Here is a 21,327-nt window from a genome sequence, read left to right on the forward strand (position 1 = left end):
CCGACAAATCCCAAACAGGACAGTCGAGACGTCAGTCAGCCGAGGGGTCAGACCCACCGGGAGCGTCACCACGTCACATCCTCACTGTCAGCCGTCTCTGCGGCCGCCCCGGTTGCCCGGCCGGGCGGCGACCCAGGCGCGGACGGTGTCGGCGTACCAGTAGGGCTTGCCGCTCTCCACGTGGTCGGGCGGAGGCAGCAGTCCGTGCTTGCGGTAGGAACGTACGGTGTCCGGCTGCACCTTGATGTGTGCCGCGATGTCCTTGTAGGACCACAGCCGTCGGTCGGTCATGGTTGCACCTCCCCGCGCGCACCACGGCGGCGGCCGGGGGTGGCCGTCATGGGGAGCCGGGTGCCGCGCTGGTGATCAGGCATGCGTTGTGCCCGGTGAACGAGGCCGGACCATGGCAGGGCAGGGGCTGTGCGCCGGGTGTGACGGAAGGGCCGCGCGGACGTGACGCCCGTGACCGTACGGGCGCTTTCGTGACAGAAGTGATGCACGGGCGCACCACCGCTCACCGGCGGGGCGCGTTGACTGCCGCGCCTTCGCTCGGCACCCCGACGAAATACCGTCAATTTATCGTCCGAATGTCCGGACAAAGCATTGACAGGGCTTCGGGACCGGGCTAGAAACCGGGGAGAGCCGTACGGACGGCGGAGCCGACAGCCGTAGGAGGGACCGCGATGGCGCCGCACGACCCGACCCGCCCACGGGTCCCGTCACCGGCACCCACTGAACGCCTCCGGCGCGGGAGGCCGCCTCGCTTTGGCAGGAGCGAGGTGCGAGCGACGACTCCCCGCCCGCCGCGGCCCCGCGCCGGAGGTTCCGCCGGACTCCCATCTGTCCACTCGGAGACCCGAACGGCCGACACTGTGTCGGGCCCGCCCGGGGCCCCGGACCTGGTGGGATGAAGACATGGCCCGGGCGGCACCGCACGAGCCGCAAGAGGCCACAAGGTCTGCTGTACGAGCTGTACGCGCTGTACGCGCTGTACGCGCTGCACGAACGGGCACGACGTCTCCCCCCGACGCCGCCATCTGTGAAGGAGTTCTCGGTCATGACGAAGATCGTCAACCACTGGATCGGCGGCAAGACCGTCGAAGGCGCCTCGGGGAACCACGGGCCGGTCACGAATCCGGCGACCGGCGAGGTCACCACCAAGGTCCCGTTCGCGTCCGTGGAGGAGGTCGACGCCGCGGTCGCCGCCGCCAAGGAGGCGTACCTGAGCTGGGGCCAGTCCTCACTGGCCGCCCGCACCGCGGTGCTGTTCAAGTTCCGTGCGCTGCTCGACGCCCACCGCGACGAGATCGCCGAGCTGATCACCGCCGAGCACGGCAAGGTGCACTCCGACGCGCTCGGCGAGGTCGCGCGCGGTCTGGAGGTCGTCGACCTGGCCTGCGGGATCGCCGTCCAGCTCAAGGGCGAGCTGTCCACGCAGGTCGCCACCCGCGTCGACGTGTCGTCGATCCGCCAGCCGCTGGGCGTGGTCGCGGGCATCACGCCGTTCAACTTCCCGGCGATGGTGCCGATGTGGATGTTCCCCCTCGCCATCGCCTGCGGTAACACCTTCGTGCTGAAGCCGTCCGAGAAGGACCCGTCGGCCGCGGTCCGCCTCGCCGAACTCCTCTCCGAGGCCGGCCTGCCCGACGGCGTGTTCAACGTCGTCCACGGCGACAAGGTGGCCGTCGACCGCCTCCTCGCCCACCCCGACGTCAAGGCCGTCTCCTTCGTCGGCTCCACCCCGATCGCCCGCTACATCCACACCACCGCCTCCGCGAACGGCAAGCGCGTCCAGGCCCTCGGCGGCGCCAAGAACCACATGCTGGTGCTGCCCGACGCCGACCTCGACGCGGCGGCCGACGCGGCCGTCTCCGCCGCCTACGGCTCGGCCGGCGAGCGCTGCATGGCGATCTCCGCGGTCGTCGCGGTCGGCGCGATCGGCGACACGCTGGTGGAGAAGATCCGCGAGCGCGCCGAGAAGATCAAGATCGGCCCCGGCAACGACCCCACCTCCGAGATGGGCCCGCTGATCACCGCGGCCCACCGCGACAAGGTCGCCTCGTACGTCACCGGCGCGGCAGCCGAGGGCGCGGAGGTGGTCCTCGACGGCACCGGCCACACGGTCGACGGCCACGAGAACGGCCACTGGATCGGCATCTCCCTCCTCGACCGGGTGCCGACGTCCGCCGCGGCCTACCAGGACGAGATCTTCGGCCCGGTCCTGTGCGTCCTGCGCACCGAGACCTACGAGGAGGCCCTGGACCTCATCAACGCCTCCCCCTACGGCAACGGCACCGCGATCTTCACCCGCGACGGAGGCGCCGCCCGCCGCTTCCAGATGGAGGTCGAGGCCGGCATGGTCGGCGTGAACGTCCCGATCCCGGTCCCCGTCGGCTACCACTCCTTCGGCGGCTGGAAGGACTCCCTCTTCGGCGACCACCACATCTACGGCAACGACGGCACGCACTTCTACACCCGCGGCAAGGTCGTCACCACCCGCTGGCCCGACCCCGCCGACGCCCCCACCGGCGTCGACCTGGGCTTCCCGCGCAACCACTGACCCCCGACTCCGGGCCGGGCCCGTCCTCACCCACGGTCCCGGCCCACCACCCGCAACCGCTCCGGCGGCACGGTCCACTCCCGCCCCCCGCCGACAGGACGCACGAACGCGGTCGGACACGGCCGCTGATCCCCACGCCAGGGCGGCACATACGGGGTGACGTCCTGCAACACCCCGACCCGCCCCGAATCCGGATCCACCACCAGCGCCCCGCACGGAATCTCCTCCGTACCGCGCGGCGGCGCAAAACCAGTCCACATCCGACACCCGCCGCCGGATCACCGCAGCCCGCCCCGGTGACTGCTCCAGCGATTGATCTCCCGGAGCCGCACACTCAACTCCGGTGCCCGCGGCTCAGGTTCCTCCTCGCGCGGGAGGCTGTTCGTCAATCCGGTCAGTAACCGCAGCAACAGGCGTCGGTCTTCCGCCGTGCACCGTTCCGTCCGCCCGTTCACCGGGACACCCCGGTGGCACCCCGCAGAACGGCCGCGAGCTTCCGGGCGGTGGCGAGGTTGCATACGTAACCTGACCCATGGAACACCCCCGCGTCGGCGGGGGAGAGGTTCGGCCCCGGTGCGCACCCCTCAGCGGAGGCTTACGCTTTCGGCTCTAGGCTGCGGACGTGATTGAGACCATCGTGTTCGACGTCGGCGAGACGATCACCCGGGACGATCAGTACTGGGCGTCTTGGGCCGACTGGCTGGATGTCCCCCGCCACACCCTGTCCGCGCTCGTGGGTGCCGTCGTCGCCCGGGGGCAGGACAACGCCGAAGCTCTCCGCCTGGTTCGGCCGGGCATCGACGTTGCTGCGGAGTACCAGGCCCGCGATGCCGCTGGCCGCGGGGAAGACCTGGACGAGAGCGACCTGTACGACGACGTCCGCCCAGCACTGACCGCGCTACGCCAGCTGGGCATCCGCGTGGTCATCGCCGGGAACCAGACATCGCGCGCCGGGCAGTTGTTGCGAAGCCTGGACCTCCCGGCGGACCTGATCGTCACCTCGGGGGAGTGGGGTGTTGCGAAGCCGCAACCGGCCTTCTTCGACCGGGTCATCGAGGTCGCGCAGACGGTCCCGGAGGCGACCCTGTACGTGGGTGATCACCCGGCCAACGACGTGTTCCCCGCGAAGGCGGCTGGGCTGCGTACGGCGCACCTTCGCCGCGGACCGTGGGGCTACCTGTGGGCGGACGATCCGAAGGTAGCGGCGGAAGCGGACTGGCAGATCGACAGCCTTACCCAGCTCACCGGCATCTTCGGCGCCTGACGGGCATAAACGGCTTCACGATGGGGATGGTTGGCGAGGCCGTTCCAGAACACCCGGCGTACAGAGGTGAGTACCGTGTGGAGTGGGATGCACCGAACTGGGAGCCAGTATGCCCGCACACACTGATGGCGGGGTGGGCCGCCGGATTGCCTACTACCGCAGCGTCATGCGACCGAAGCTGACACAGCAGCAGCTCGCCGACGCAGCCTGCGTCGCCCTCGGCACCATCCGGAAGATCGAGCGGGGCGAACGAGGCGTCACCGACGCCACCCTCGAGGTCATCGCCGACGCCCTCGGTGTCGACCCCGGCCGACTGCGCACCGACCGTGGGACAGCGCACACCCGTGTCCACGACGCACTGCCCGCGCTCTCCGCCGCGATCGCCACCTACGACGTCCCCGAGGACGGCCCTGTCCGTCCCCGGCAGGACCTGCACACAGCGGTCGCGGAGGCCACCCAGTGGCGGGTCGCGGCCCAGTACACGCGGATCGTGCGCACCCTCCCGGACCTGCTGACCGAACTCGCCCGCGCCTACCACGCGGCCCCCGCCGAAGAGCGCGCCGAACTCGCCGGCCTCCTGGTCAAGGCGTACCGCTCCGCTGATGCCGTCGCCTACAAGGTCGGTGCCCATGACCTTTCCGCCCGCCTCGTTGAACTGATGCGGTGGGCCGCCCTCGAAGCTGACGATCCGGCACTGACCGCGTCCGTCGCTTACGTACGCACGGAGACGTTCTTTGCGGCCCGCGCCCACACGGCCGGCCTGCGCGCCCTGGAGCGGGCCCTGGATACTGCGCCCGCCCCGACAACTGCTCCGACGATCGCCGCCTGCGGCGCGCTCCACATGCGAGCCGCCGTCATCGCCGGCCGCGCCCACGACGCCTCAGCCGCCGACCACCACCTCGCTGAAGCCCGTACGCTCGCCGACCGGGTTCCCGAAGGCGTGTACTGCGGTACTGCCTTCGGCCCCGACTCAGTAAAGATCCACGAAGTGTCTGTCGCCGTCGGTCTCGGAGACGATCACGTCGACCGCGCCCTGGAAGTCGCCAGAGAGTGGAAACCCTCCAAAGACCTACCGGCCGAACGCCGTTCTGCCTTCTACATCGAACTCGCCCGCGCCCAGCTGTGGACCGGCCTCGCCGATGATGCGTTCGAGTCCCTGAAAGTCGCCCGACACATCGCTCCCCAGCACACCCGCGAGCACCCATGGGTCCGCGAGGACGCAGCCACCCTGCGCCGCCTGAAGCGTTCCGACTTCGAGACCCTCACCAACTTCGCGGAGTGGTGCGCCGCCACCTGAGCGGGCTCCCCCCGACTACCCCTCGCCGGGGTACTTGTGACCTTCCCCTGCCCCCACCATCTGTTGCACGCGCAGGAACCAGCAGATGGGAACTGGGGTTGCACCAGGCACTCCCGCTCGCGCCCGAGGTCATCGACGGGCGCGTGAGCATCGTCCGACTGCACGGTGAGGCGTGCTTCGACTGTGGAGCCGTCCACCGGGCCCTGCGCGCGGCTGGGCACGTCGTGGTCCGTGGCAGCACTCGTGTGTGGGAGATCTCCACATGCGGGTGCCGTAGCCAGAGGGCTGCCGCATGACCGGCGTACGGATGAACTGGAGACCCCGGCGACCGTTGCGCGACGGTCCCGGGGCGTGGTCAACGCTGCGAAGGAGCGTCAACACCATGAACGCTACAGCCCCGCCGAAGCTGGGCGTCAAGCCGGGGACCGGCGTCAAGATGACGATTCAGGTCTACACCGTGAACGCGGAGGGGACCGTCATCGAGGACCGGGGTGAGCTGGTCGCCGTCGGGTTCGGGGAAGACCCGGCCGTGCTCGCCCCTGACGTCTACGGCTTCCCGCCCTGTCGGTGTACCCGTCACCGTGCCCGCCTGGCGGTGGGCCGGTGAACGCCACCCGCCCGGACACGCAGACCACACCGGTCAACCTCGTCACGATGCGCGAGGTCGTGAACCGGCTGCTGGACCCCGATGCCGTCCCCGAAGCCCTGCCGCCGACCGGTGACGAGCTCCGGATGCTGACCGAAACCGTGCGCGGTCACATCGAGGAGCTGGTACCCGCGGTGGAGGCGGAGGCCCGGAAGCTGAAGCCGGGCAGTATCCACCGCTACACCGTGCTCGGGTGTGTGTGGGAAGCCCGCAGCCGGCTGGAGGCGCAGCCGTCTCCCCGCTTCGGCGGCGCCCCCGGCTACGCCCGCCGCCTGGCCCGCGCGCTGAACGCCCTGTGCGACCACCACGAGATGCTGACCAAGGCCGTGCGGTGACCGCGCCCCTGCCCGTGTGCCGGGCCTGCCGTGAGCCGATCGAGGATCCCGACGATGCCGTCTACCTCGGGCACGAGGAAGGGAACTCGGGGCCCGGCTGGGACATCCACGCGCACCGCGCACACGTCAACCAGGTCGGCCCGGACCCGGTGGCGGCCCGTGCCATGGCCCGTGTCCTCATCGTGAGGGCCCTGGCGTCGTGAAGGCCGTCGTCGGCCTGCTGACCTACGTGGCCCTCGTCTCGGGCCCGGTCCTCACCGTGGTGCTGGCGCGGACCTCCAGCTGACGCACCCCCATGGCGACCGCAGGGTCAGGGTCGCACCCCATACGCCCGTCCCGCCGGAAGGTCCGCAAGCCTCCGGCGGGATGGGTCCCACAAGCCCCCGCCCCAGGACCCCGAACCCTGGACAGGCCGAGCCCTGGGGCGGTCCTGCAATGCACCACCACCCAATCATCAGAGGAGTGAGCATGTCTGCACCAGTCATGGAGTCCGTGTCGGCGAGGACCCTCGTCGACACGGACTTCTTCATCCGCCTGAGCAGGCGCGTCGCCAAGACCACCGCCCTCGAGCAGGCGCGAGCCGAGGCCATCACGGACCAGGTCCTCGCCTACCTCGCCACGTCGGCGGTCAAGCCCAAGGGGGCGCCGACGCTGTACATGAGCGCGGACGTCGACCCGGCGTGGCACGAGTTCATGACTTTCACTGCCGAGTACGACGCGTTCTTCCAGAGGCCGGGCTGGCACAAGGTCCACCACAACCCCTGCGATGGCTGGGGTGGCGCGACCTATCCCGCGCCCGAGGCCGCCATCTCGCCCACCGTCGACGCCATCCGGGCCGCCGGGTACACGGCGATCCCGGAGTTGTGGACCGCCAAGGTGGACTGCGGGGACACGTGCGGCGACGACGGCGGCCAGCCCGACCCGCTGCCCTGCGGTGACCACGGCTGACCTCTGACCTCGTGAGAGGTGGCCGGCCTCGCCGGTACAGAGACGGGTCGGCCACCGGGAAGAAAGGGACGCACCGATGGCGAGGAACCTGAGCAGCACTGGCAGGGTCACGATCTTCTCGATGCTGCACGACTGGGAGACCGGCTCCCGCTGCATCCTGACCTACACGACCATGGACACCGGTCTGACCGCGGTCCTCGGTGTGCTCCCCGTCGAAGGCAACCAATTCGAGCCCGGCGACTTGTTCGCCCTTGGCGGACGCCACGGTTTCGTGGGTGAGTGGAAGGGAAATCGCGACCAGCGGTGCGCCTGCTGGCTGGCCTGCACCGGCTACGGGTCCCGGACCGTGATGAAGCCCGGCACCGTCGACGTGCCGGACGCCGGCTGGTCGCTCGATATGGCGCACGCGGTCGCCTTGGACAGCACCTACTACGGCCACAGGCGGGTAGTGGCGGGCCGCATGATGCTGGACGATCCGGCGCTGACCGAGCGAGCTCACGCGCTCCTGGAAGGCCCGCTCGTCGCCGCGTAGCCCTCCGAGACCGGCCCCGTCCGTCCGTTGTCCCCTGTGGCGGATGGGCGGGGCCTCTTGCTGCCGGGTGCCTGTCGACGAGGCGCGCGCCAGGGGGATGTCGAGAGCGTCGGCTAGGAGGAGCAGGTTCAGGAGGTTCGGCAGGCGCTGTGCGGTATCCCACCGGTGGATCGCTTTGTGGTCCCGGCCGATGCGCTCGCCCAACTGCACCTGGCTCAGGTGGGCGGAGCACCCCCGCGTCGGCGGGGAAGACGTGAACAGGTCCTCCCCGATCTCCCGGAGGATCGGAACACCCCCGCGTCGGCGGGGAAGACCACTCCGTGGTCGCCACCACCTGGCGGGAAGCCGGAACACCCCCGCGTCGGCGGGGAAGACCGGTTGATCACAGCCGGTCATGGGCTGTGTAGAGGAACACCCCCGCGTCGGCGGGGAAGACGCCCTTCGCCCCCGCCGGACACCGGCCCGGGGCGGAACACCCCCGCGTCGGCGGGGAAGACACGGTCCGGGTCATGAGTGAGATTCCGGAGCACGGAACACCCCCGCGTCGGCGGGGAAGACGGCAATACCTCGCGCAGAACGTCGCGGAGTCGCGGAACACCCCCGCGTCGGCGGGGAAGACGCCGCCGTCTCCAACTGGCGCCGCCGCCACGACGGAACACCCCCGCGTCGGCGGGGAAGACGGTGAGGGCCGGCGCGCCAGCGCCTGGGGTGCCGGAACACCCCCGCGTCGGCGGGGAAGACGCCCTTCGCCCCCGCCGGACACCGGCCCGGGGCGGAACACCCCCGCGTCGGCGGGGAAGACGACGTCACCCGCAACACCTCCCACCGCGTCGCCGGAACACCCCCGCGTCGGCGGGGAAGACGGCGCAGCACCCGACCACCGGCATGCGGCCGCCGGAACACCCCCGCGTCGGCGGGGAAGACGGCGCCACCGGCGGCCTGTACACCGGCAGCGGCGGAACACCCCCGCGTCGGCGGGGAAGACCGCTGATGACCGCCCGCGCCCTACTCCTCGCCCGGAACACCCCCGCGTCGGCGGGGAAGACAGGCCGAGGAGCGGGCGCACATCCTGCGTGGTCGGAACACCCCCGCGTCGGCGGGGAAGACATTGCCGGGTGGCCGGTGGTGGGGCTGTTGTCCTCCCCGCCGACGCGGGGGTGTTCCGGCCGTCAAGGACGGATGGCAGCCCCGATGGGTGTCCTCCCCGCCGACGCGGGGGTGTTCCGCGACCGGACCCGAGCAGACCAACGAGCCCACCGTCCTCCCCGCCGACGCGGGGGTGTTCCGCGACGTGGCCTCGGAGTCCGGGCTGCTCTTGCGTCCTCCCCGCCGACGCGGGGGTGTTCCGCGACGTGGCCTCGGAGTCCGGGCTGCTCTTGCGTCCTCCCCGCCGACGCGGGGGTGTTCCGTCGCGGATCCGTGAGATGCCTCCGAGTACCGCCTACTCCCCGCCGACGTGGGGGTGTCTGCCCGGACTGGGCCGGGCCCCGGACGAGATCGAGCCTTTACCACCGAACAATGTCGCAGAGCCAGTTGCGTGGACTGGTTTATCCGCAATGTGGTCATATGTGACTCTTGGTCGTCTCTTCCCTGCGTACTGCGGATGCGGTACACGGCAGTCGTGGCGTACGCCGCTGGGAGGTCCCCCGGCTCGGTCTTCGGTCGGCATGGGGCCGACAGGTTCGACCCGTACGGTTGGCCCATGAAGATTCGACTGCCCGGAGTGCGGTGGCCGTGGTCATGGCGGCCTCGACGGACGGCCGCCGCCGTGGCCGCCGTCGTCGTGCTGGCCGGTGCCGGTACGTGGAGTGCCGTTGCCTCCGACGAGGCGCCCGCGGTGCGCCGCGCCGACCGGGTCATGGCCATGGAGGGCGGGGTGCGGATCGACACCTCGTACTTCACGTCCGGAGGGGACGGCCGACGGCCCGCTGTCCTGCTGGGGCACGGGTTCGGTGGCAGCAAGGAGGACGTGCGGGAGCAGGCCGAGGGGCTCGCGCGGGACGGGTACGCGGTGCTGACCTGGTCCGCGCGGGGGTTCGGGGAGTCGACCGGGAAGATCGGGCTGAACGACCCGGAGGGTGAGGTCGCCGACGTTTCGCGGCTGATCGACTGGCTGGCGCAGCGGCCCGAGGTGCGGCTCGACAAGGACGGTGACCCTCGGGTCGGGATGGCCGGTCGTTCGTACGGTGGTGCCATCGCGCTGCTCGGCGCCGGACACGATGACCGGGTGGATGCCGTCGCCCCGGCGATCACCTACTTCGACCTCGCCGACGCGCTGTTCCCGAACGGCGTGTTCAAGAAGGTGTGGGCCGGTCTGTTCATCAACAGCGGCGGAGGGTGCGAGAAGTTCCAGCCGGCGTTGTGCGAGATGTACCAGCGGGTCGCCGAGTCGGGTGTGCCGGATGCCGAGGCGCGTGAGCTGCTTCGGGCGAACTCGCCGTCGGCCGTCGCGGAGCGTATCGACGTGCCCACACTGCTGATGCAGGGCCAGTCGGACTCCCTCTTCCCGCTCGGGCAGGCCGACGCCGCCGCGCGGGCGATCCGTGGCAACGGCGCACCGGTCGACGTCGACTGGATCGCCGGTGGGCACGACGGGGGCGATCCGGAGACCGGGCGCCTGGAGGAGCGGGTAGGTGCCTGGTTCGATCGGTATCTGAAGGGGGATGAGGGGGTCGACACCGGGCCCGCTTTCCGGGTCACCCGCACCGGGGGTGTCGACTCCACCGACGGGCAGGCCGTGCTGAACGGGGCGAGTGCCGACCGTTACCCGGGGTTGGGGAGCGAGGGTCGGACCGTCGCGCTCCGGGGCAGGGCCGAGCAGAGCTTCGAGAATCCCGCCGGGGCGAGTCCACCCGCCGTCTCCGCGCTGCCGGGGCTCGGTGGTTCCGGGGGGCTTGCCGAGTTGTCCGCCCTCGGTGTCGGTATCTCGCTGGACTTTCCCGGCCAGTACGCCCGCTTCGAGTCCGCGCCGGTCGGCAGTGATCTGCGGATCACCGGATCGCCGACCGTCACCGTGCACGTCAGGTCCACCAGCGACGACGCCGTCCTGTTCGGCAAGGTGTACGACGTCGGCCCGGACGGCGGTCAGCAGGTGCTGCCGTCGCAGCTGGTCGCCCCGGTGCGCGTCGAGGGTGCCAGGGAGGGGAAGGACGTGACCATCGCCCTTCCCGCCGTCGATCACGAGGTCGAGAAGGGCCACCGGCTGCGCCTGGTCCTCGCCTCCACCGACCTCGGCTACGCCTCCCCGGCCGCCCCCGCGACGTACACCGTCTCCCTGAGGAGCGACCTCACCGTGCCCACCGCGCCCGGTGTGTCCACCGCCGCCGCGCCGCTGCCCGCGTGGGTGGTGTGGCTGCCGGTCGGCGGTGCGTTGATCGCCCTCGCCCTGTTGCTGACCGGTCGTCGGCGTACCAGCGCCCCGGCGCCCGACCCGGGACTGGCCGACGTCCCGCTCCGGATCAGCGGCCTGAGCAAGCGGTACGCCCGTTCCTCGGACCGGTACGCCGTCAAGGATCTGTCGTTCCGGGTAGAGAAGGGGCAGGTGCTCGGGCTGCTCGGGCCGAACGGCGCGGGCAAGACCACCACCCTGCGCATGCTGATGGGGCTGATCAGGCCCGACGACGGCGAGATCCGGGTGTTCGGGCACGCCATCCGGCCCGGTGCGCCGGTGCTGTCGCGGGTCGGCGCGTTCGTCGAGGGGGCGGGCTTCCTGCCGCATCTGTCCGGGCGGGAGAACCTGGAGCTGTACTGGCGGGCCACCGGCCGCCCGCCGGAGGACGCCCACCTGGCGGAGGCCCTGGAGATCGCAGGGCTCGGGGACGCGCTGGCCCGCGCGGTGCGCACGTACTCCCAGGGCATGCGGCAGCGCCTCGCCATCGCCCAGGCCATGCTCGGCCTTCCGGACCTGCTCATCCTCGACGAACCGACCAACGGCCTCGACCCGCCGCAGATCCGAGAGATGCGCGAGGTGATGATCCGGTACGCGGCGGCCGGGCGCACGGTGATCGTCTCCAGCCATCTGCTGGCGGAGGTCGAGCAGTCGTGTACGCATCTCGTGGTCATGGACCGGGGGAAGCTGGTCCAGGCGGGTCCGGTGCACGAGATCATCGGATCGGGTGACACCCTGCTCGTCGGTACCCAGGAGCCCGTGGACGAGCCGGTCGCCGAGAAGGTCGCCGCGCTGACGGGGGTCGCCTCGGCCGTCCGTACCGACGAGGGGCTGCTGGTCCGGCTGGACGCCGACGGCACCGCCCCGCTCCTGATCGCCGAACTGGTCCGCCTTGAGGTGCCCGTGGCGTCCGTCGGCCCGCACCGGCGCCTCGAAGACGCCTTCCTCACCCTGATCGGAGGTTCCGCATGAGCACGCTCACCGAGCGGAGCGAGCCCGCGGAGCCGACGACTGCGGCCGGGCCCGTCGAGGTCGCCGACGGCTACCGCGCGGGACGCACCCTGCCCCTGCGGGTGGAGCTGGCGCGCCAGCTCAAGCGGCGCCGCACCTACGTCATGGGCGCGATCCTCGCCCTGCTGCCGTTCGTGCTGGTGGTCGCCTTCGCCATCGGCGGTGAGCCGGACCGTCCGGGCGGCCGGGTGAACCTGATGGACACGGCGACCGCGTCCGGCGCCAACTTCGCCGCCGTGAACCTGTTTGTGTCCGCGGGCTTCCTGCTGGTCATCCCCGTCGCCCTGTTCTGCGGGGACACGGTCGCCTCGGAGGCCGGCTGGTCCTCCCTGCGCTATCTGCTCGCCGCGCCGGTGCCCCGGATGCGGCTGCTGTGGTCCAAGCTGGTCGTCGGACTGGGGCTGAGCCTCGCCGCGATGGTGCTGCTGCCGGTGGTGGCGCTCGCCGTCGGTACGGTCGCCTACGGCTGGGGGCCGCTCCGGATCCCGACCGGCGGCGCGCTGGAGCCGGGTACGGCGGCGCAGCGGCTCGTGATCGTCGTCGCGTATCTGTTCGTGTCGCAGCTGGTCACCGCCGGCCTCGCGTTCTGGCTGTCCACGCGTACCGACGCCCCGCTGGGCGCGGTCGGCGGGGCGGTGGGGCTGACCATCGTCGGCAATGTGCTGGACGCCGTGACCGCGCTGGGCGACTGGCGTCACTTCCTGCCCGCGCACTGGCAGTTCGCCTGGGCGGACGCCGTCCAGCCGACCCCGGAGTGGTCCGGCATGATCCAGGGCGCGGCGGTCTCCGTGACCTACGCGCTGGTGCTGTTCGCGCTGGCGTTCCGCGGGTTCGTACGCAAGGACGTGGTGTCCTGACGGCGCCGCCTGTCCCCACGCCTCCCGGACCGCGCGTCCGCCCCGGTTCCGGGCTCGCGTGCGGGCCAACCGGGTGAACTTGCGCAACCGATTCCGCCGAGTCGGGTTGATGAGGGAGTAGGCCATGCGGCAGCGGAGGGCCAGAACGCATGGCCGCTCCCGATTTCTTCAAGCAGGAAGACAACCACATTGCGACAGAACCTGAGCAGGGGAGTGTTCGCGGCGGCGGCGGCCGCCACGGGCATCCTGTCCCTGTACGGAACCCCCGCCCTCGCCGACTCGTTCGCGGCGGGCGGTGCCGAGGATTCGCCCGGTGTGCTGTCCGGGAACAACGTGCAGGCACCGGTCCACGCGCCGGTGAACGCGTGCGGCAACACCGTCACCGCGATCGGGGCGTTGAACGAGGCCTCCGACAACACGTGTGTCAACAGCTCCGGCACGTCCCACGACAGCACGCACGGTGACTCCGGCGGCGGCGCGCACGCGGTGGGCGGCACCAAGGGCTCGCCCGGTGTGCTGTCGGGGAACAACGTGCAGGCACCGGTCCACGCGCCGGTGAACGCCTGCGGCAACAGCGTCAACGGGGCCGCGGCCCTCAACGGCGCGACCGACAACACCTGCGCCAACATCTCCGACGGCGGCCACGGTTCCGACACGTCCGCGGACCGTTCGGTGGACCCGTCGTACCAGGAGTCCACGTCCGGTACCTCGCACACCGGTTCCGGTGCCGCGCACTCCGAGTCCGGTGGCGCGCACGCGGTGGGCGGTGCCAAGGGCTCGCCCGGTGTCCTGTCCGGCAACGTCGTCCAGGCGCCCGTCGACCTGTCGCTGAACGCGTGCGGCAACAGCGTCAACTTCGTCGGCCTGTTCAACGACGCCAGCGACAACACCTGCGTCAACGAGACGGGTCACGAGACGGAGAAGGAAAAGGAGAAGCCGGAGCCTCCCACCAAGGTGAAGACGCCTCCCACCGTGGACGAGGAGCCGCCGGCCGTGGACGAGCCCGGCAACCCGCCGCATCTGGCGGAGACCGGCAGCGACGGCCTGCTGGCCGCCTCGGCCGCCGGTGCCGCGCTGCTCGCGGGTGGTGCGGTGCTGTACCGCCGCGGACGCGTCGGCGCCCGCGGCTAGCGGTCCCGGGTGCCGGCCCCGCCCCGGCCGGCACCCGCACCCCTCCAGCGAAGCGTCCCCCGGACCTGATCGGTCCGGGGGACGCTTCGTCGTACTCCCTCCGCCGGTCAGCCGCGCACCGCCGACGGCGACGGCGCACCGCTGCGGCTGCCGCTTCCCGGCACCGGGACCGTGCCGCGCACCGGGGTCGCCCGGAGCCGTCGGCGCACCCCCTGGACCAGGGTCGACGCCGTGAACGTCGCGCCGTGCACGAAGCGCATCGCCGGGCCGAAGCCGGACGCGGTCACCAGGCCCGCGAGGAACAGGCCGGGGTGCGAGGACTCGAAGCCGTGGCCGACCGCGGGGGAGCCGTCGGGCAGCGCCGCCATCGAGCCGCGCAGTTCGGCGGAGAGCAGCCCGAGCCGGTCACGGTACGGCTTGAACCCCGTGGCGGCGATGACGTGTTCGGTCTCCACGCTGCGCCGTGCGCCGGTGTGGTCGGTCAGGTCGAGCCTGAGCCCTCCCGGCACCGCGGCGGCCGCGGTGACCTCGTGGCCCGGCAGCAGGTCCACCGCCCGCTCCACCCGCTCCCGCACCCACCACGCGCCGGCCGGACCCAGCGCCGTGGCCGCGATCCGCGAACGGGTCGCCTCGGGCAGCCGCCGGAACAGGCCGGGGCGCTCGGAGTAGAACCAGTTCCGCCACCCGGGGCCCAGCCCACTGTGCGGTGAACGCAGCGACTGCCACCGGGACCGCTCCCAGGCCGGTGGCACATCGTTCCACCGCAGCCGCTCGGCGCGGGCCAGCACCCGTACCCGCGTGCCCTGTTCGGCGAGGAGTGCGGCTGTCTCCAGCGCGGCCTGGCCGCCGCCGATCACCGTGACGTCCTTGCCCTGGAAGTGGCCCAGGTCGCTGTGGTGGCTGCTGTGCGTCACCAGTGTGGGGTGCAGTCCGCGCAGGGCAGCGGGCACCTCGATGAACGGCATCACCCCGACCGCCAGCGCCACCGTCCGCGCGTGCAGCGCCTCCCCGTCCTCGGTGACCACCGTGAAGCCGTCGGGGCCGGACGACACCCGGGTGATCATGCGCTCGTCCACCGCCGGCACGGCGTTGCGGGCGAACCACAGGCCGTACGAGGCGAACGTCTCCACCGGGATCGGCTCCGCATGACGTGCCGTCATACCCTGCTCGGCGCAGTACACGTCCAGTTTCCAGCACCCGGCCGGGTCCGAGAGGCTGGACGCCCACGGCTCCGACTTCAGGAACATGCCGGCGGGCATGTGATCCCGCCAGGACGCCATGGGCCGGCCGAAGACGCGCAGGTTCAGTCCGGCGGCCGCGGCGTGGGACGCGATCGACAGACCGTACGGACCCGCGCCCACCACCAGAAGGTCGTACATCATCAGCTGCTCGCTTTCTCGTTGCCGGTCGGGGAGGTCGGGGAGGTCGGGGAGGTCGGAAGGGCCGCGGTGGCCGGAACGGCCGGAAGGGCCGGGGAGGCCGGGAAGGGGGTGGCCGCCGCGGGGACGGGGCGCGGCGCCGGTACCGGGGCGGGCGTGATCAGCCGCTGCCGCAGCCGGCCGGACACATGGCGGGCCCACAGCGCCCACATCGCCCGTCCGGGAGCGCGGTCGTCACCGGCGTACCAGGCCAGTTCGCGTCCGGCGGGCGCCGTGCGCAGTGCGGCGAACGGCGCGTAGTTCTCCACCACGAAGGACCGCCCGGCCACCGCTTCCCCCTCCGGCACCGGACGGCCGGTCAGGTCCAGGTGCAGGGCGCGTACGACATCGAGTCCCGCCCGGTCCGCGAACAGCCGGAACTGGGCGCCGGGGCGCGGGTTGAAGTCGAGGAGGTGGTAGCGGCCGGTGGTGCCGCAGCGGCGGAAGTCGAGGTCGAACACGCCGCGGTAGCCGAGTTCGGCGGTGAGCCGCTCGGCGAGCGCGTGGACCTCGGCGTTCGGGGTCCAGTGGCCGACCGCGGTCAGTCCCGCACCGCGCGGCCAGGACCGCCGCTTGCGGCCGGTGCCGCCCGCGCGGACCGTGCCCGAGCGGTCGGCGTAGCCGTGGAAGAACCAGTCCCGGTCCTCGCCCGGCGGCAGATACGACTGGAGCAGCAGCGCGCTGCCCGCCTCGGCGGTGCGCGCCTGCAGCTCCCCGGCCTGCCGGGGGGAGTGCACCAGCTGGGTGCTGCGCAGTCCGCTGCCGGGCGGGAGCAGCCAGGGGCGGCTCCACTTCGCCACCAGGGGCAGCCCGAGGCGCCCCGCGTCCTCTGCCGCCCGGCCGGGGCTGTCGGGGAGCAGCGTTCGCGGGTGCGGAACTCCGGCGGCGGCGCACAGCGTGGCCAGTTCGGCCTTGTCGGCGACGCGTTCGGGCAGGGTGGCCGGCAGCGCGGGCAGCAGATAGGACGGGGCGAGGTCGTCGCGCAGACGTGCCGCGGCGATCGCGGTCGCGTCGTCCATGGGGATCAGCACGGCCGGGCGCCCCACCTGGGCGGCCACCCGGCGCAGCACGGCGAGGATCTCCTCCGCGGACGCGCCCGGGGCCGGCGGGGGATGCATACGGCGCACATAGCGCGAGCGCCGGACGGGACTTCCCGCGCAGTCGGCGACGACATGGACGTCCACGCCGGCCCTGCCGAGCGACCGTACGGCCCCCAGTGTTCCGTGATGAAAGGGATTCCGGTCGCTCCGCAGCACTACGGCGGGAAACCGGGTGTCAAGCAAGGACACGCATTCTCACTTTCTTCTGGTGCCGCGTCACCCGTACGGATGGGAACGGCACTCGAAAGCCGCAGTGACAGTGGCACCGGCGGATTTCGTATGACTCAATTCATATGACTGTTCGTCAAGGACAAGGCATCCGGACAAGGCTTCTGGCAGAAGGCGGACGCGTGCGAGAAGAGGAGCAGCCCATGGCCCCAGAGCACAGGCGGGTCCGGGCCCGCGGAATGGCCGTGGGCGCGGCGGTCTTCGTCGTGTCTGCCGCCCTGGCGGCCGGGCCCGCGGCAGGGGTGGGACAGGTGCGGGCCGACGGCTCCCGCCCCGCGGTGCCGGCCCCGCCGGGGCCCGCGATGGCGCCGGCCGTCCCGACACCCACCGTGCCCGCACCCACCGTTTCCGCACCTACCGTCCCCAGGCCCGCGATCCCAATGCTCCCGGCCGTCGGTATGCCGTCGCTCACCGCGCCGCCGGTCACCGCGCCGTCCGTCCCGGGAAGGGAGCGGGGTGTGCCGGCCTTCGGCGCCTTCCTCGCCTCCGACGCCCGTGGCGTGGACCGCATGGAGGAGTTCAGCCGCTGGCTGGGCGGGGCGGAACTCCGTGTCGGGCACACCTACCTGCCCGGCAACCGCTGGAGCGACATCGAGGGCGACATCCGGTTCCTCGAGGCGTGGGCGCAGTGGCGCAACGCCGACGACGACCGGATGCTCGTCCTCAACGTCCCCATGCAGGAGCGCAACGAGGAGGGCGTCTCCGACGAGGAGGTCCGCAGGCTGCTGCGCCGGGGCGCGGCCGGGGAGTTCGACCACCACTTCCGTGCCCTCGCCGAACGGCTCGTCGAGCTGAAGGTGCCGGACACGATCGTGGTGCTCGGCTGGGAGATGAACGGCGTCACCTACACCCACCGGTGCGGACCCGACCCGGAGTCCTGGAAGACGTACTGGAACCGCATCGTCACCACCATGCGCGCGGTTCCGGGGCAGCAATTCCGATTCGATTTCACGCCGAGCCGGGGCCGGGACGCCGTTCCCTGGACGCAGTGCTACCCGGGGGACGACACGGTCGACATCGTCGGAATGGATTCCTACGACCAGCCGTCCGGGATGTCCTTCGACGAACAGGTGAAGGAGCCCTACGGCCTCAAGGCGCACGTGGATTTCGCCAAAGCCCACGGCAAGCCCATCTCCTATCCGGAGTGGGGGCTTTTCCGCAACGGCGACAATCCCGTGTACATGCGGCGCATGCTCGCGTGGATGGACGAACACCGGCCGCTCTACAACACGGTGACGGACTACTGCCCGCACGGGGTGTGGCAGTGCGACGACAACCCCGACTCCTCCCGCGTCTACCGGTCCGTCCTTTACGGCCGCACCCATGACGCCGACCCGGACGGCACCCCGGCGCCCACCGCGCCCACCGAGCCGGTGCCCTCGGAGAACTGCTCCCCGCTGGACCTGGGCCGCTGGGTGGAACACTGGCTCGGCGGGAAGCTCTGTCTGCGTTTCGACTGGTGGTCGCGCAGCCGCTAGCGCGCAGTTCCTCCCGGCCGGGTTCACCGCCGTCATCGCTGCACATCGGCGGCGGTGGCCGGGGCGGGCACCGAGGCGGCGGGCAGCGCGTCCTCGTCCCGGCCGCCCCGCCTCGGCCGCACCAGCAGGGCAAGACCGCCGAGCAGCCCGCCGGCGCTCGCCCCCACCAGCGCGGTGACCGCGGACGACGCGGACGCCGGCCCGCTCGGCCGCACCGCACGCGAGAACTGCACCAGTCGCACCCGCGTGCTGCCCTTGGTGTCCTCCGCGTGCCGGGTCAGGGCGCGCGAGACCGCGTTGGCCATGTCGACGGCCTGCTCGGGCCGCGCGGAAGTGGCCGTGACGGACACCATCGGCGCGTCCGGCGAGGTGGCCGTGCGCACGCTGTCCCGCAGCGTCCGCACCGGCACCCCGGCCCACACCTGCGCGTCGCCCAGCACCGCGAGCTGGGTGGCGACCCGGCCGTACGCCTGTGCGAAGCCGCGGGCGGCGTCCGGGGTGGCGTTCCCGGTCGGTACGGCGACGACGTAACTGGTGGCGCTGTACGACGGGGGTGTCAGCAGGCCGTACGCGCCGCCGAACAGTCCGCCGACGAGCGTGCCCGCCACCAGCGCGGACCAGGCCGGCAGCTTCCTGACGCGGTCCAGGGACGGAAGGCGCCGACGGGTCGGGGTGTCGGTCATGACGGGCTTGCTCCCTTAAGAGGTGGAGGACGGCGGCGAGCCGGCGACGGCCGCCGCGTACACGTCCATGAGGCGGGCTGTGCTGCGGGTGATGCTGTAGTGGCGCGCGGCCTCCGCGGCCGTGCGCGGGGCGGGGCCCGCCGCGCGGACCTCGGTGATCGCGCGCGCGTACGAGTCCGGGCCGCCGCGCACCCGGCGGGCACCGGAGGAGGCCGTCGGCGGCAGGTCCTCGATCGCCGGGCAGGAGGCGTAGAGCACGGGCAGTCCGGACGCCAGCGCCTCCACGGCCGCGAGCCCGAAGGCCTCCTCGGCGGACGGGGAGGCGAACAGGTCCATCGCCGAGGTGAGCGAGGGCAGGTCGGGGCCCGGGGAGCCGTCGGGGACACCGGGGCGTTCCCCGGTGAACAGGACCCGCCCGGCCACCCCGGCCTCGTGGGCCGTGCGGCGCAGTACGTGCTCCTCGGGGCCGCCGCCCACCAGCAGCAGCCAGTGGTCCTCCGGGAGCAGGGCCAGCGCGCGGACCAGGACGTCGAACCGCTTGCCCCGGGTGAGCCGGCCGACGCCGCCGACGACGAAGGCGCCCTGCGGCAGACCGAGGCGCCGGCGGGTGCGCTCACGCCGTTCCGGCTCGAAGCGGAAGCGGTCCACGTCGATGCCGTTGGGGACGACCTCGATCCGCGGGGCGGGCACCCCCCAGCGCTTCAGCCGGTCGGCCACCGTCGGGGAGACGGCGACCGTCGCCGAACCGAGCCGTTCGCTCGCCAGATACAGCGTGCGTACTCCCGCCGTCAGCCGGCGGCCCTCCATCTGCGAGTCGCCGAGGGAGTGTTCGGTGGCGACGACCGCGCGGACCCCGGCGACCCGGGCGGCGAGCCGGCCGTAGACACAGGCCCGGTAGAGGTGGGTGTGGACCAGGTCGTAGCGTCCGGAGCGGATCACCTTCACCAGGCGGGGCAGGGCGGCCAGATCCCGGTTGCCGCCCATGCCCAGATGGACGACGCGGACCCCGTCGGCGCCGAGTCCCTCGGCGACCGGTCCGGGGTTGGTGAGCGTCACCACGTCGCAGTCGACGGGCAGATGGCGCAGCAGCAGCCGCAGCTGCTGCTCGGCCCCGCCGATGCCGAGGCCGGTGATGATGTGCAGTGCCCTCATCACACGCCCTCCACCGGGCGCCGGCGCAGCCGGTGCAGCCGGAGCTTGAGGTACAGGCGCAGTGCCGTGTCGTCCTGCCCCACGTGGGCGCGCGGCAGGGCGTGCGGGCCGGTCAGCGGGCCGGGATCGATGGCGCAGGCGTAGGTGTAGCCCGCCTTCCGCACGGCCTCGACCGCGCGGGCGTCGACCGTGCCGTACGGGTAGCAGAACCCGTGCACCGGAGCGCCGGTCAGTTCTTCGAGCCGGGCGCGGCTCTCGGTGACCTCGGCGGTGAGGACGGTGTGGTCCGCACGGGTGAGGTCGACATGGGTCAGTCCGTGCGAGCCGATCTCCACGCCCGCCTCGGCGACGCGCCGGACGCCGTCCGCGGTCAGCAGCGGTTTGCGCGGGCCCAGCGGGTCCCACTCGTTGTCGCCGCCGAGCCGTCCCGGCAGGACGAAAAGGGTGGCGCCGCAGTGGAAGCGGTGCAGCAGCGGCAGGGCGGCGGTGAGGAAGTCGGTGTACCCGTCGTCGAAGGTGAGACCGACCAGGCCCCGCCCCTCGCCCCGGGCCCGCGCGGCGAGCAGTTCGGCGACGGACACGCCCCGCAGCCCGCGCCGGCGCAGCCACGCCAGCTGCCGCTCCAGCCGCTCGGGCGTGACCGTGATGCGGTAGGGGTCGTCCGAGCAGTCGCCCACCGAGTGGTACATCGCCACCCAGGGGACGGGTCCGGGCCGGGGCGCCGGGAGTCTGCCGGTGTCGGGGGAGTCAACGGGAGCGGCCATGTGTGAGCTTTCGTGTGACGGTGCGTACGGAGCGCAGCGCGGATGCCGGGCCCCGGGTGCCGAGGACGGACAGGACGAGGGGGACGAAGACGGCGGTGACGGTGAGACAGCCGGCCGCGAGGGCCGCGACCGGGGACGCGAACCGGCTCGCGGCGTAGGTCCCGGCGGTGATGGCGAGGGCCGAGGCGAGGACGGGCCGGCTCAGCTCGGCGAGAACCTTGCGGACACCGACCGAAACCCTGGCCGGGACGCCGGCCGGGCCCCTGTCCGGGCCCCTGTCCGGGCCGCTGGCCGGGGCGTCGGTTGGGTCCTTGTCCGAGCTTCTGGCCGGGTTGTCGGCTGGGTTCTCGGTCGGGGCCGTGGTCGGGAGCCCGGCCCGTCGGACCGAGACGTGGGCCGGGCCGCTGCCCGGGGCGTCGGCTGGGTCCTCGTCCGAGCTCCTGGCCGGGTTGTCGGCTGGGTTCTCGGTCGGGGCCGTGGTCGGGAGCCCGGCCCGTCGGACCGAGACGTGGGCCGGGCCGCTGCCCGGGGCGTC

At 72.3% G+C, this 21,327-nt stretch carries 18 protein-coding genes, 2 pseudogenes and 2 CRISPR repeat arrays; of the genes and pseudogenes, 13 read left to right on the forward strand and 7 right to left on the reverse strand.

Annotated features, from left to right (window positions below):
- Nucleotides 1-87 precede the first annotated feature (87 nt).
- Nucleotides 88-291, reverse strand: a complete 204-nt coding sequence (locus ACIF9R_RS36875) for a helix-turn-helix transcriptional regulator (RefSeq protein ID WP_399987271.1) — start codon at nucleotides 289-291, stop codon at nucleotides 88-90.
- A 441-nt stretch (nucleotides 292-732) separates the two neighbouring features.
- Between ACIF9R_RS36875 and ACIF9R_RS36880 the strand changes: the two are divergent.
- The 12 genes and pseudogenes from ACIF9R_RS36880 to ACIF9R_RS36935 form a co-directional block, all read left to right on the forward strand.
- Nucleotides 733-828 (forward strand): annotated as a pseudogene (locus ACIF9R_RS36880) (5-deoxy-glucuronate isomerase); the annotation flags it as partial.
- A gap of 229 nt (nucleotides 829-1,057) precedes the next feature.
- Complete coding sequence (gene mmsA / locus ACIF9R_RS36885; RefSeq protein ID WP_399987303.1) at nucleotides 1,058-2,560, forward strand: CoA-acylating methylmalonate-semialdehyde dehydrogenase; 1,503 nt, start codon at nucleotides 1,058-1,060, stop codon at nucleotides 2,558-2,560.
- 622 nt (nucleotides 2,561-3,182) lie between these two features.
- The gene (locus ACIF9R_RS36890) at nucleotides 3,183-3,824 is read left to right on the forward strand and encodes an HAD family hydrolase (RefSeq protein WP_399987273.1); all 642 of its coding nucleotides are present in this window, start codon (nucleotides 3,183-3,185) and stop codon (nucleotides 3,822-3,824) included.
- Nucleotides 3,825-3,933: 109 nt separating this feature from the next.
- Entirely contained in the window at nucleotides 3,934-5,121 is a 1,188-nt protein-coding gene (locus tag ACIF9R_RS36895; protein ID WP_399987275.1) for a helix-turn-helix domain-containing protein, read from the forward strand.
- Nucleotides 5,122-5,503: 382 nt separating this feature from the next.
- The gene (locus tag ACIF9R_RS36900; protein ID WP_399987277.1) at nucleotides 5,504-5,728 is read left to right on the forward strand and encodes a hypothetical protein; all 225 of its coding nucleotides are present in this window, start codon (nucleotides 5,504-5,506) and stop codon (nucleotides 5,726-5,728) included.
- Nucleotides 5,725-6,102 carry a DUF6415 family natural product biosynthesis protein gene (locus ACIF9R_RS36905; protein WP_399987279.1) on the forward strand — a complete coding sequence of 126 codons (378 nt, stop codon included), beginning with the start codon at nucleotides 5,725-5,727 and terminating at the stop codon, nucleotides 6,100-6,102. Before ACIF9R_RS36900 ends, ACIF9R_RS36905 begins: the two co-directional genes overlap by 4 nt.
- The gene (locus tag ACIF9R_RS36910; protein WP_399987281.1) at nucleotides 6,099-6,305 is read left to right on the forward strand and encodes a hypothetical protein; all 207 of its coding nucleotides are present in this window, start codon (nucleotides 6,099-6,101) and stop codon (nucleotides 6,303-6,305) included. The genes ACIF9R_RS36905 and ACIF9R_RS36910 overlap by 4 nt, the downstream gene beginning before the upstream one ends.
- A 265-nt stretch (nucleotides 6,306-6,570) precedes the next feature.
- The gene (locus tag ACIF9R_RS36915; protein ID WP_399987283.1) at nucleotides 6,571-7,050 is read left to right on the forward strand and encodes a hypothetical protein; all 480 of its coding nucleotides are present in this window, start codon (nucleotides 6,571-6,573) and stop codon (nucleotides 7,048-7,050) included.
- A gap of 76 nt (nucleotides 7,051-7,126) precedes the next feature.
- Nucleotides 7,127-7,582 carry a hypothetical protein gene (locus ACIF9R_RS36920; RefSeq protein WP_399987285.1) on the forward strand — a complete coding sequence of 152 codons (456 nt, stop codon included), beginning with the start codon at nucleotides 7,127-7,129 and terminating at the stop codon, nucleotides 7,580-7,582.
- Nucleotides 7,583-7,806: 224 nt separating this feature from the next.
- Nucleotides 7,807-8,689: a CRISPR direct-repeat array (repeat unit 29 nt; unit sequence CGGAACACCCCCGCGTCGGCGGGGAAGAC).
- A gap of 29 nt (nucleotides 8,690-8,718) precedes the next feature.
- Nucleotides 8,719-9,052: direct repeats of the CRISPR family, unit length 29 nt; unit sequence GTCCTCCCCGCCGACGCGGGGGTGTTCCG.
- A gap of 232 nt (nucleotides 9,053-9,284) precedes the next feature.
- On the forward strand, nucleotides 9,285-11,942 hold the full coding sequence (locus tag ACIF9R_RS36925) for an alpha/beta fold hydrolase (RefSeq protein WP_399987287.1): 2,658 nt from the start codon (nucleotides 9,285-9,287) through the stop codon (nucleotides 11,940-11,942).
- Nucleotides 11,939-12,838, forward strand: coding sequence for an ABC transporter permease (locus ACIF9R_RS36930; protein ID WP_399987289.1), 900 nt, complete (start codon nucleotides 11,939-11,941; stop codon nucleotides 12,836-12,838). The genes ACIF9R_RS36925 and ACIF9R_RS36930 overlap by 4 nt, the downstream gene beginning before the upstream one ends.
- A 189-nt stretch (nucleotides 12,839-13,027) precedes the next feature.
- On the forward strand, nucleotides 13,028-13,969 hold the full coding sequence (locus ACIF9R_RS36935; protein WP_399987291.1) for a chaplin: 942 nt from the start codon (nucleotides 13,028-13,030) through the stop codon (nucleotides 13,967-13,969).
- Nucleotides 13,970-14,076: 107 nt separating this feature from the next.
- On the opposite strand, the gene ACIF9R_RS36940 is transcribed toward ACIF9R_RS36935, so the two are convergent.
- Nucleotides 14,077-15,348, reverse strand: coding sequence for an NAD(P)-binding domain-containing protein (locus tag ACIF9R_RS36940; RefSeq protein WP_399987305.1), 1,272 nt, complete (start codon nucleotides 15,346-15,348; stop codon nucleotides 14,077-14,079).
- A gap of 2 nt (nucleotides 15,349-15,350) precedes the next feature.
- Nucleotides 15,351-16,676 carry an ATP-grasp domain-containing protein gene (locus tag ACIF9R_RS36945; protein ID WP_399987293.1) on the reverse strand — a complete coding sequence of 442 codons (1,326 nt, stop codon included), beginning with the start codon at nucleotides 16,674-16,676 and terminating at the stop codon, nucleotides 15,351-15,353.
- 182 nt (nucleotides 16,677-16,858) lie between these two features.
- Between ACIF9R_RS36945 and ACIF9R_RS36950 the strand changes: the two genes are divergently transcribed.
- On the forward strand, nucleotides 16,859-18,193 hold the full coding sequence (locus tag ACIF9R_RS36950; RefSeq protein ID WP_399987295.1) for a glycoside hydrolase family 26 protein: 1,335 nt from the start codon (nucleotides 16,859-16,861) through the stop codon (nucleotides 18,191-18,193).
- A gap of 32 nt (nucleotides 18,194-18,225) precedes the next feature.
- On the opposite strand, the gene ACIF9R_RS36955 is transcribed toward ACIF9R_RS36950, so the two are convergent.
- The 4 genes and pseudogenes from ACIF9R_RS36955 to ACIF9R_RS36970 form a co-directional block, all read right to left on the reverse strand.
- Nucleotides 18,226-18,876 carry a lipopolysaccharide biosynthesis protein gene (locus tag ACIF9R_RS36955; RefSeq protein ID WP_399987297.1) on the reverse strand — a complete coding sequence of 217 codons (651 nt, stop codon included), beginning with the start codon at nucleotides 18,874-18,876 and terminating at the stop codon, nucleotides 18,226-18,228.
- Nucleotides 18,877-18,891: 15 nt separating this feature from the next.
- Nucleotides 18,892-20,028, reverse strand: a complete 1,137-nt coding sequence (locus ACIF9R_RS36960; protein WP_399987299.1) for a glycosyltransferase — start codon at nucleotides 20,026-20,028, stop codon at nucleotides 18,892-18,894.
- Entirely contained in the window at nucleotides 20,028-20,792 is a 765-nt protein-coding gene (locus tag ACIF9R_RS36965) for a polysaccharide deacetylase family protein (protein WP_399987301.1), read from the reverse strand. Before ACIF9R_RS36965 ends, ACIF9R_RS36960 begins: the two co-directional genes overlap by 1 nt.
- Nucleotides 20,776-21,327, reverse strand: a pseudogene (locus ACIF9R_RS36970) (hypothetical protein); the annotation flags it as partial. The gene ACIF9R_RS36965 and the pseudogene ACIF9R_RS36970, both read right to left, overlap by 17 nt.

Origin of the sequence: Streptomyces sp. NPDC086080, assembly GCF_044540255.1 — a bacterium.
Classification (GTDB): Bacteria; Actinomycetota; Actinomycetes; order Streptomycetales; family Streptomycetaceae; genus Streptomyces.

Excerpts from the sequence above, each read along its gene's own strand:
- ACIF9R_RS36875 (WP_399987271.1), bottom strand. The coding sequence starts at position 291 with ATGACCGACCGACGGCTGTGGTCCTACAAGGACATCGCGGCACACATC.
- mmsA (WP_399987303.1), top strand. The coding sequence starts at position 1,058 with ATGACGAAGATCGTCAACCACTGGATCGGCGGCAAGACCGTCGAAGGC.
- ACIF9R_RS36895 (WP_399987275.1), top strand. The coding sequence starts at position 3,934 with ATGCCCGCACACACTGATGGCGGGGTGGGCCGCCGGATTGCCTACTAC.
- ACIF9R_RS36900 (WP_399987277.1), top strand. The coding sequence starts at position 5,504 with ATGAACGCTACAGCCCCGCCGAAGCTGGGCGTCAAGCCGGGGACCGGC.
- ACIF9R_RS36915 (WP_399987283.1), top strand. The coding sequence starts at position 6,571 with ATGTCTGCACCAGTCATGGAGTCCGTGTCGGCGAGGACCCTCGTCGAC.
- ACIF9R_RS36920 (WP_399987285.1), top strand. The coding sequence starts at position 7,127 with ATGGCGAGGAACCTGAGCAGCACTGGCAGGGTCACGATCTTCTCGATG.
- ACIF9R_RS36925 (WP_399987287.1), top strand. The coding sequence starts at position 9,285 with ATGAAGATTCGACTGCCCGGAGTGCGGTGGCCGTGGTCATGGCGGCCT.
- ACIF9R_RS36930 (WP_399987289.1), top strand. The coding sequence starts at position 11,939 with ATGAGCACGCTCACCGAGCGGAGCGAGCCCGCGGAGCCGACGACTGCG.
- ACIF9R_RS36940 (WP_399987305.1), bottom strand. The coding sequence starts at position 15,348 with ATGTACGACCTTCTGGTGGTGGGCGCGGGTCCGTACGGTCTGTCGATC.
- ACIF9R_RS36950 (WP_399987295.1), top strand. The coding sequence starts at position 16,859 with ATGGCCCCAGAGCACAGGCGGGTCCGGGCCCGCGGAATGGCCGTGGGC.
- ACIF9R_RS36955 (WP_399987297.1), bottom strand. The coding sequence starts at position 18,876 with ATGACCGACACCCCGACCCGTCGGCGCCTTCCGTCCCTGGACCGCGTC.
- ACIF9R_RS36960 (WP_399987299.1), bottom strand. The coding sequence starts at position 20,028 with ATGAGGGCACTGCACATCATCACCGGCCTCGGCATCGGCGGGGCCGAG.
- ACIF9R_RS36965 (WP_399987301.1), bottom strand. The coding sequence starts at position 20,792 with ATGGCCGCTCCCGTTGACTCCCCCGACACCGGCAGACTCCCGGCGCCC.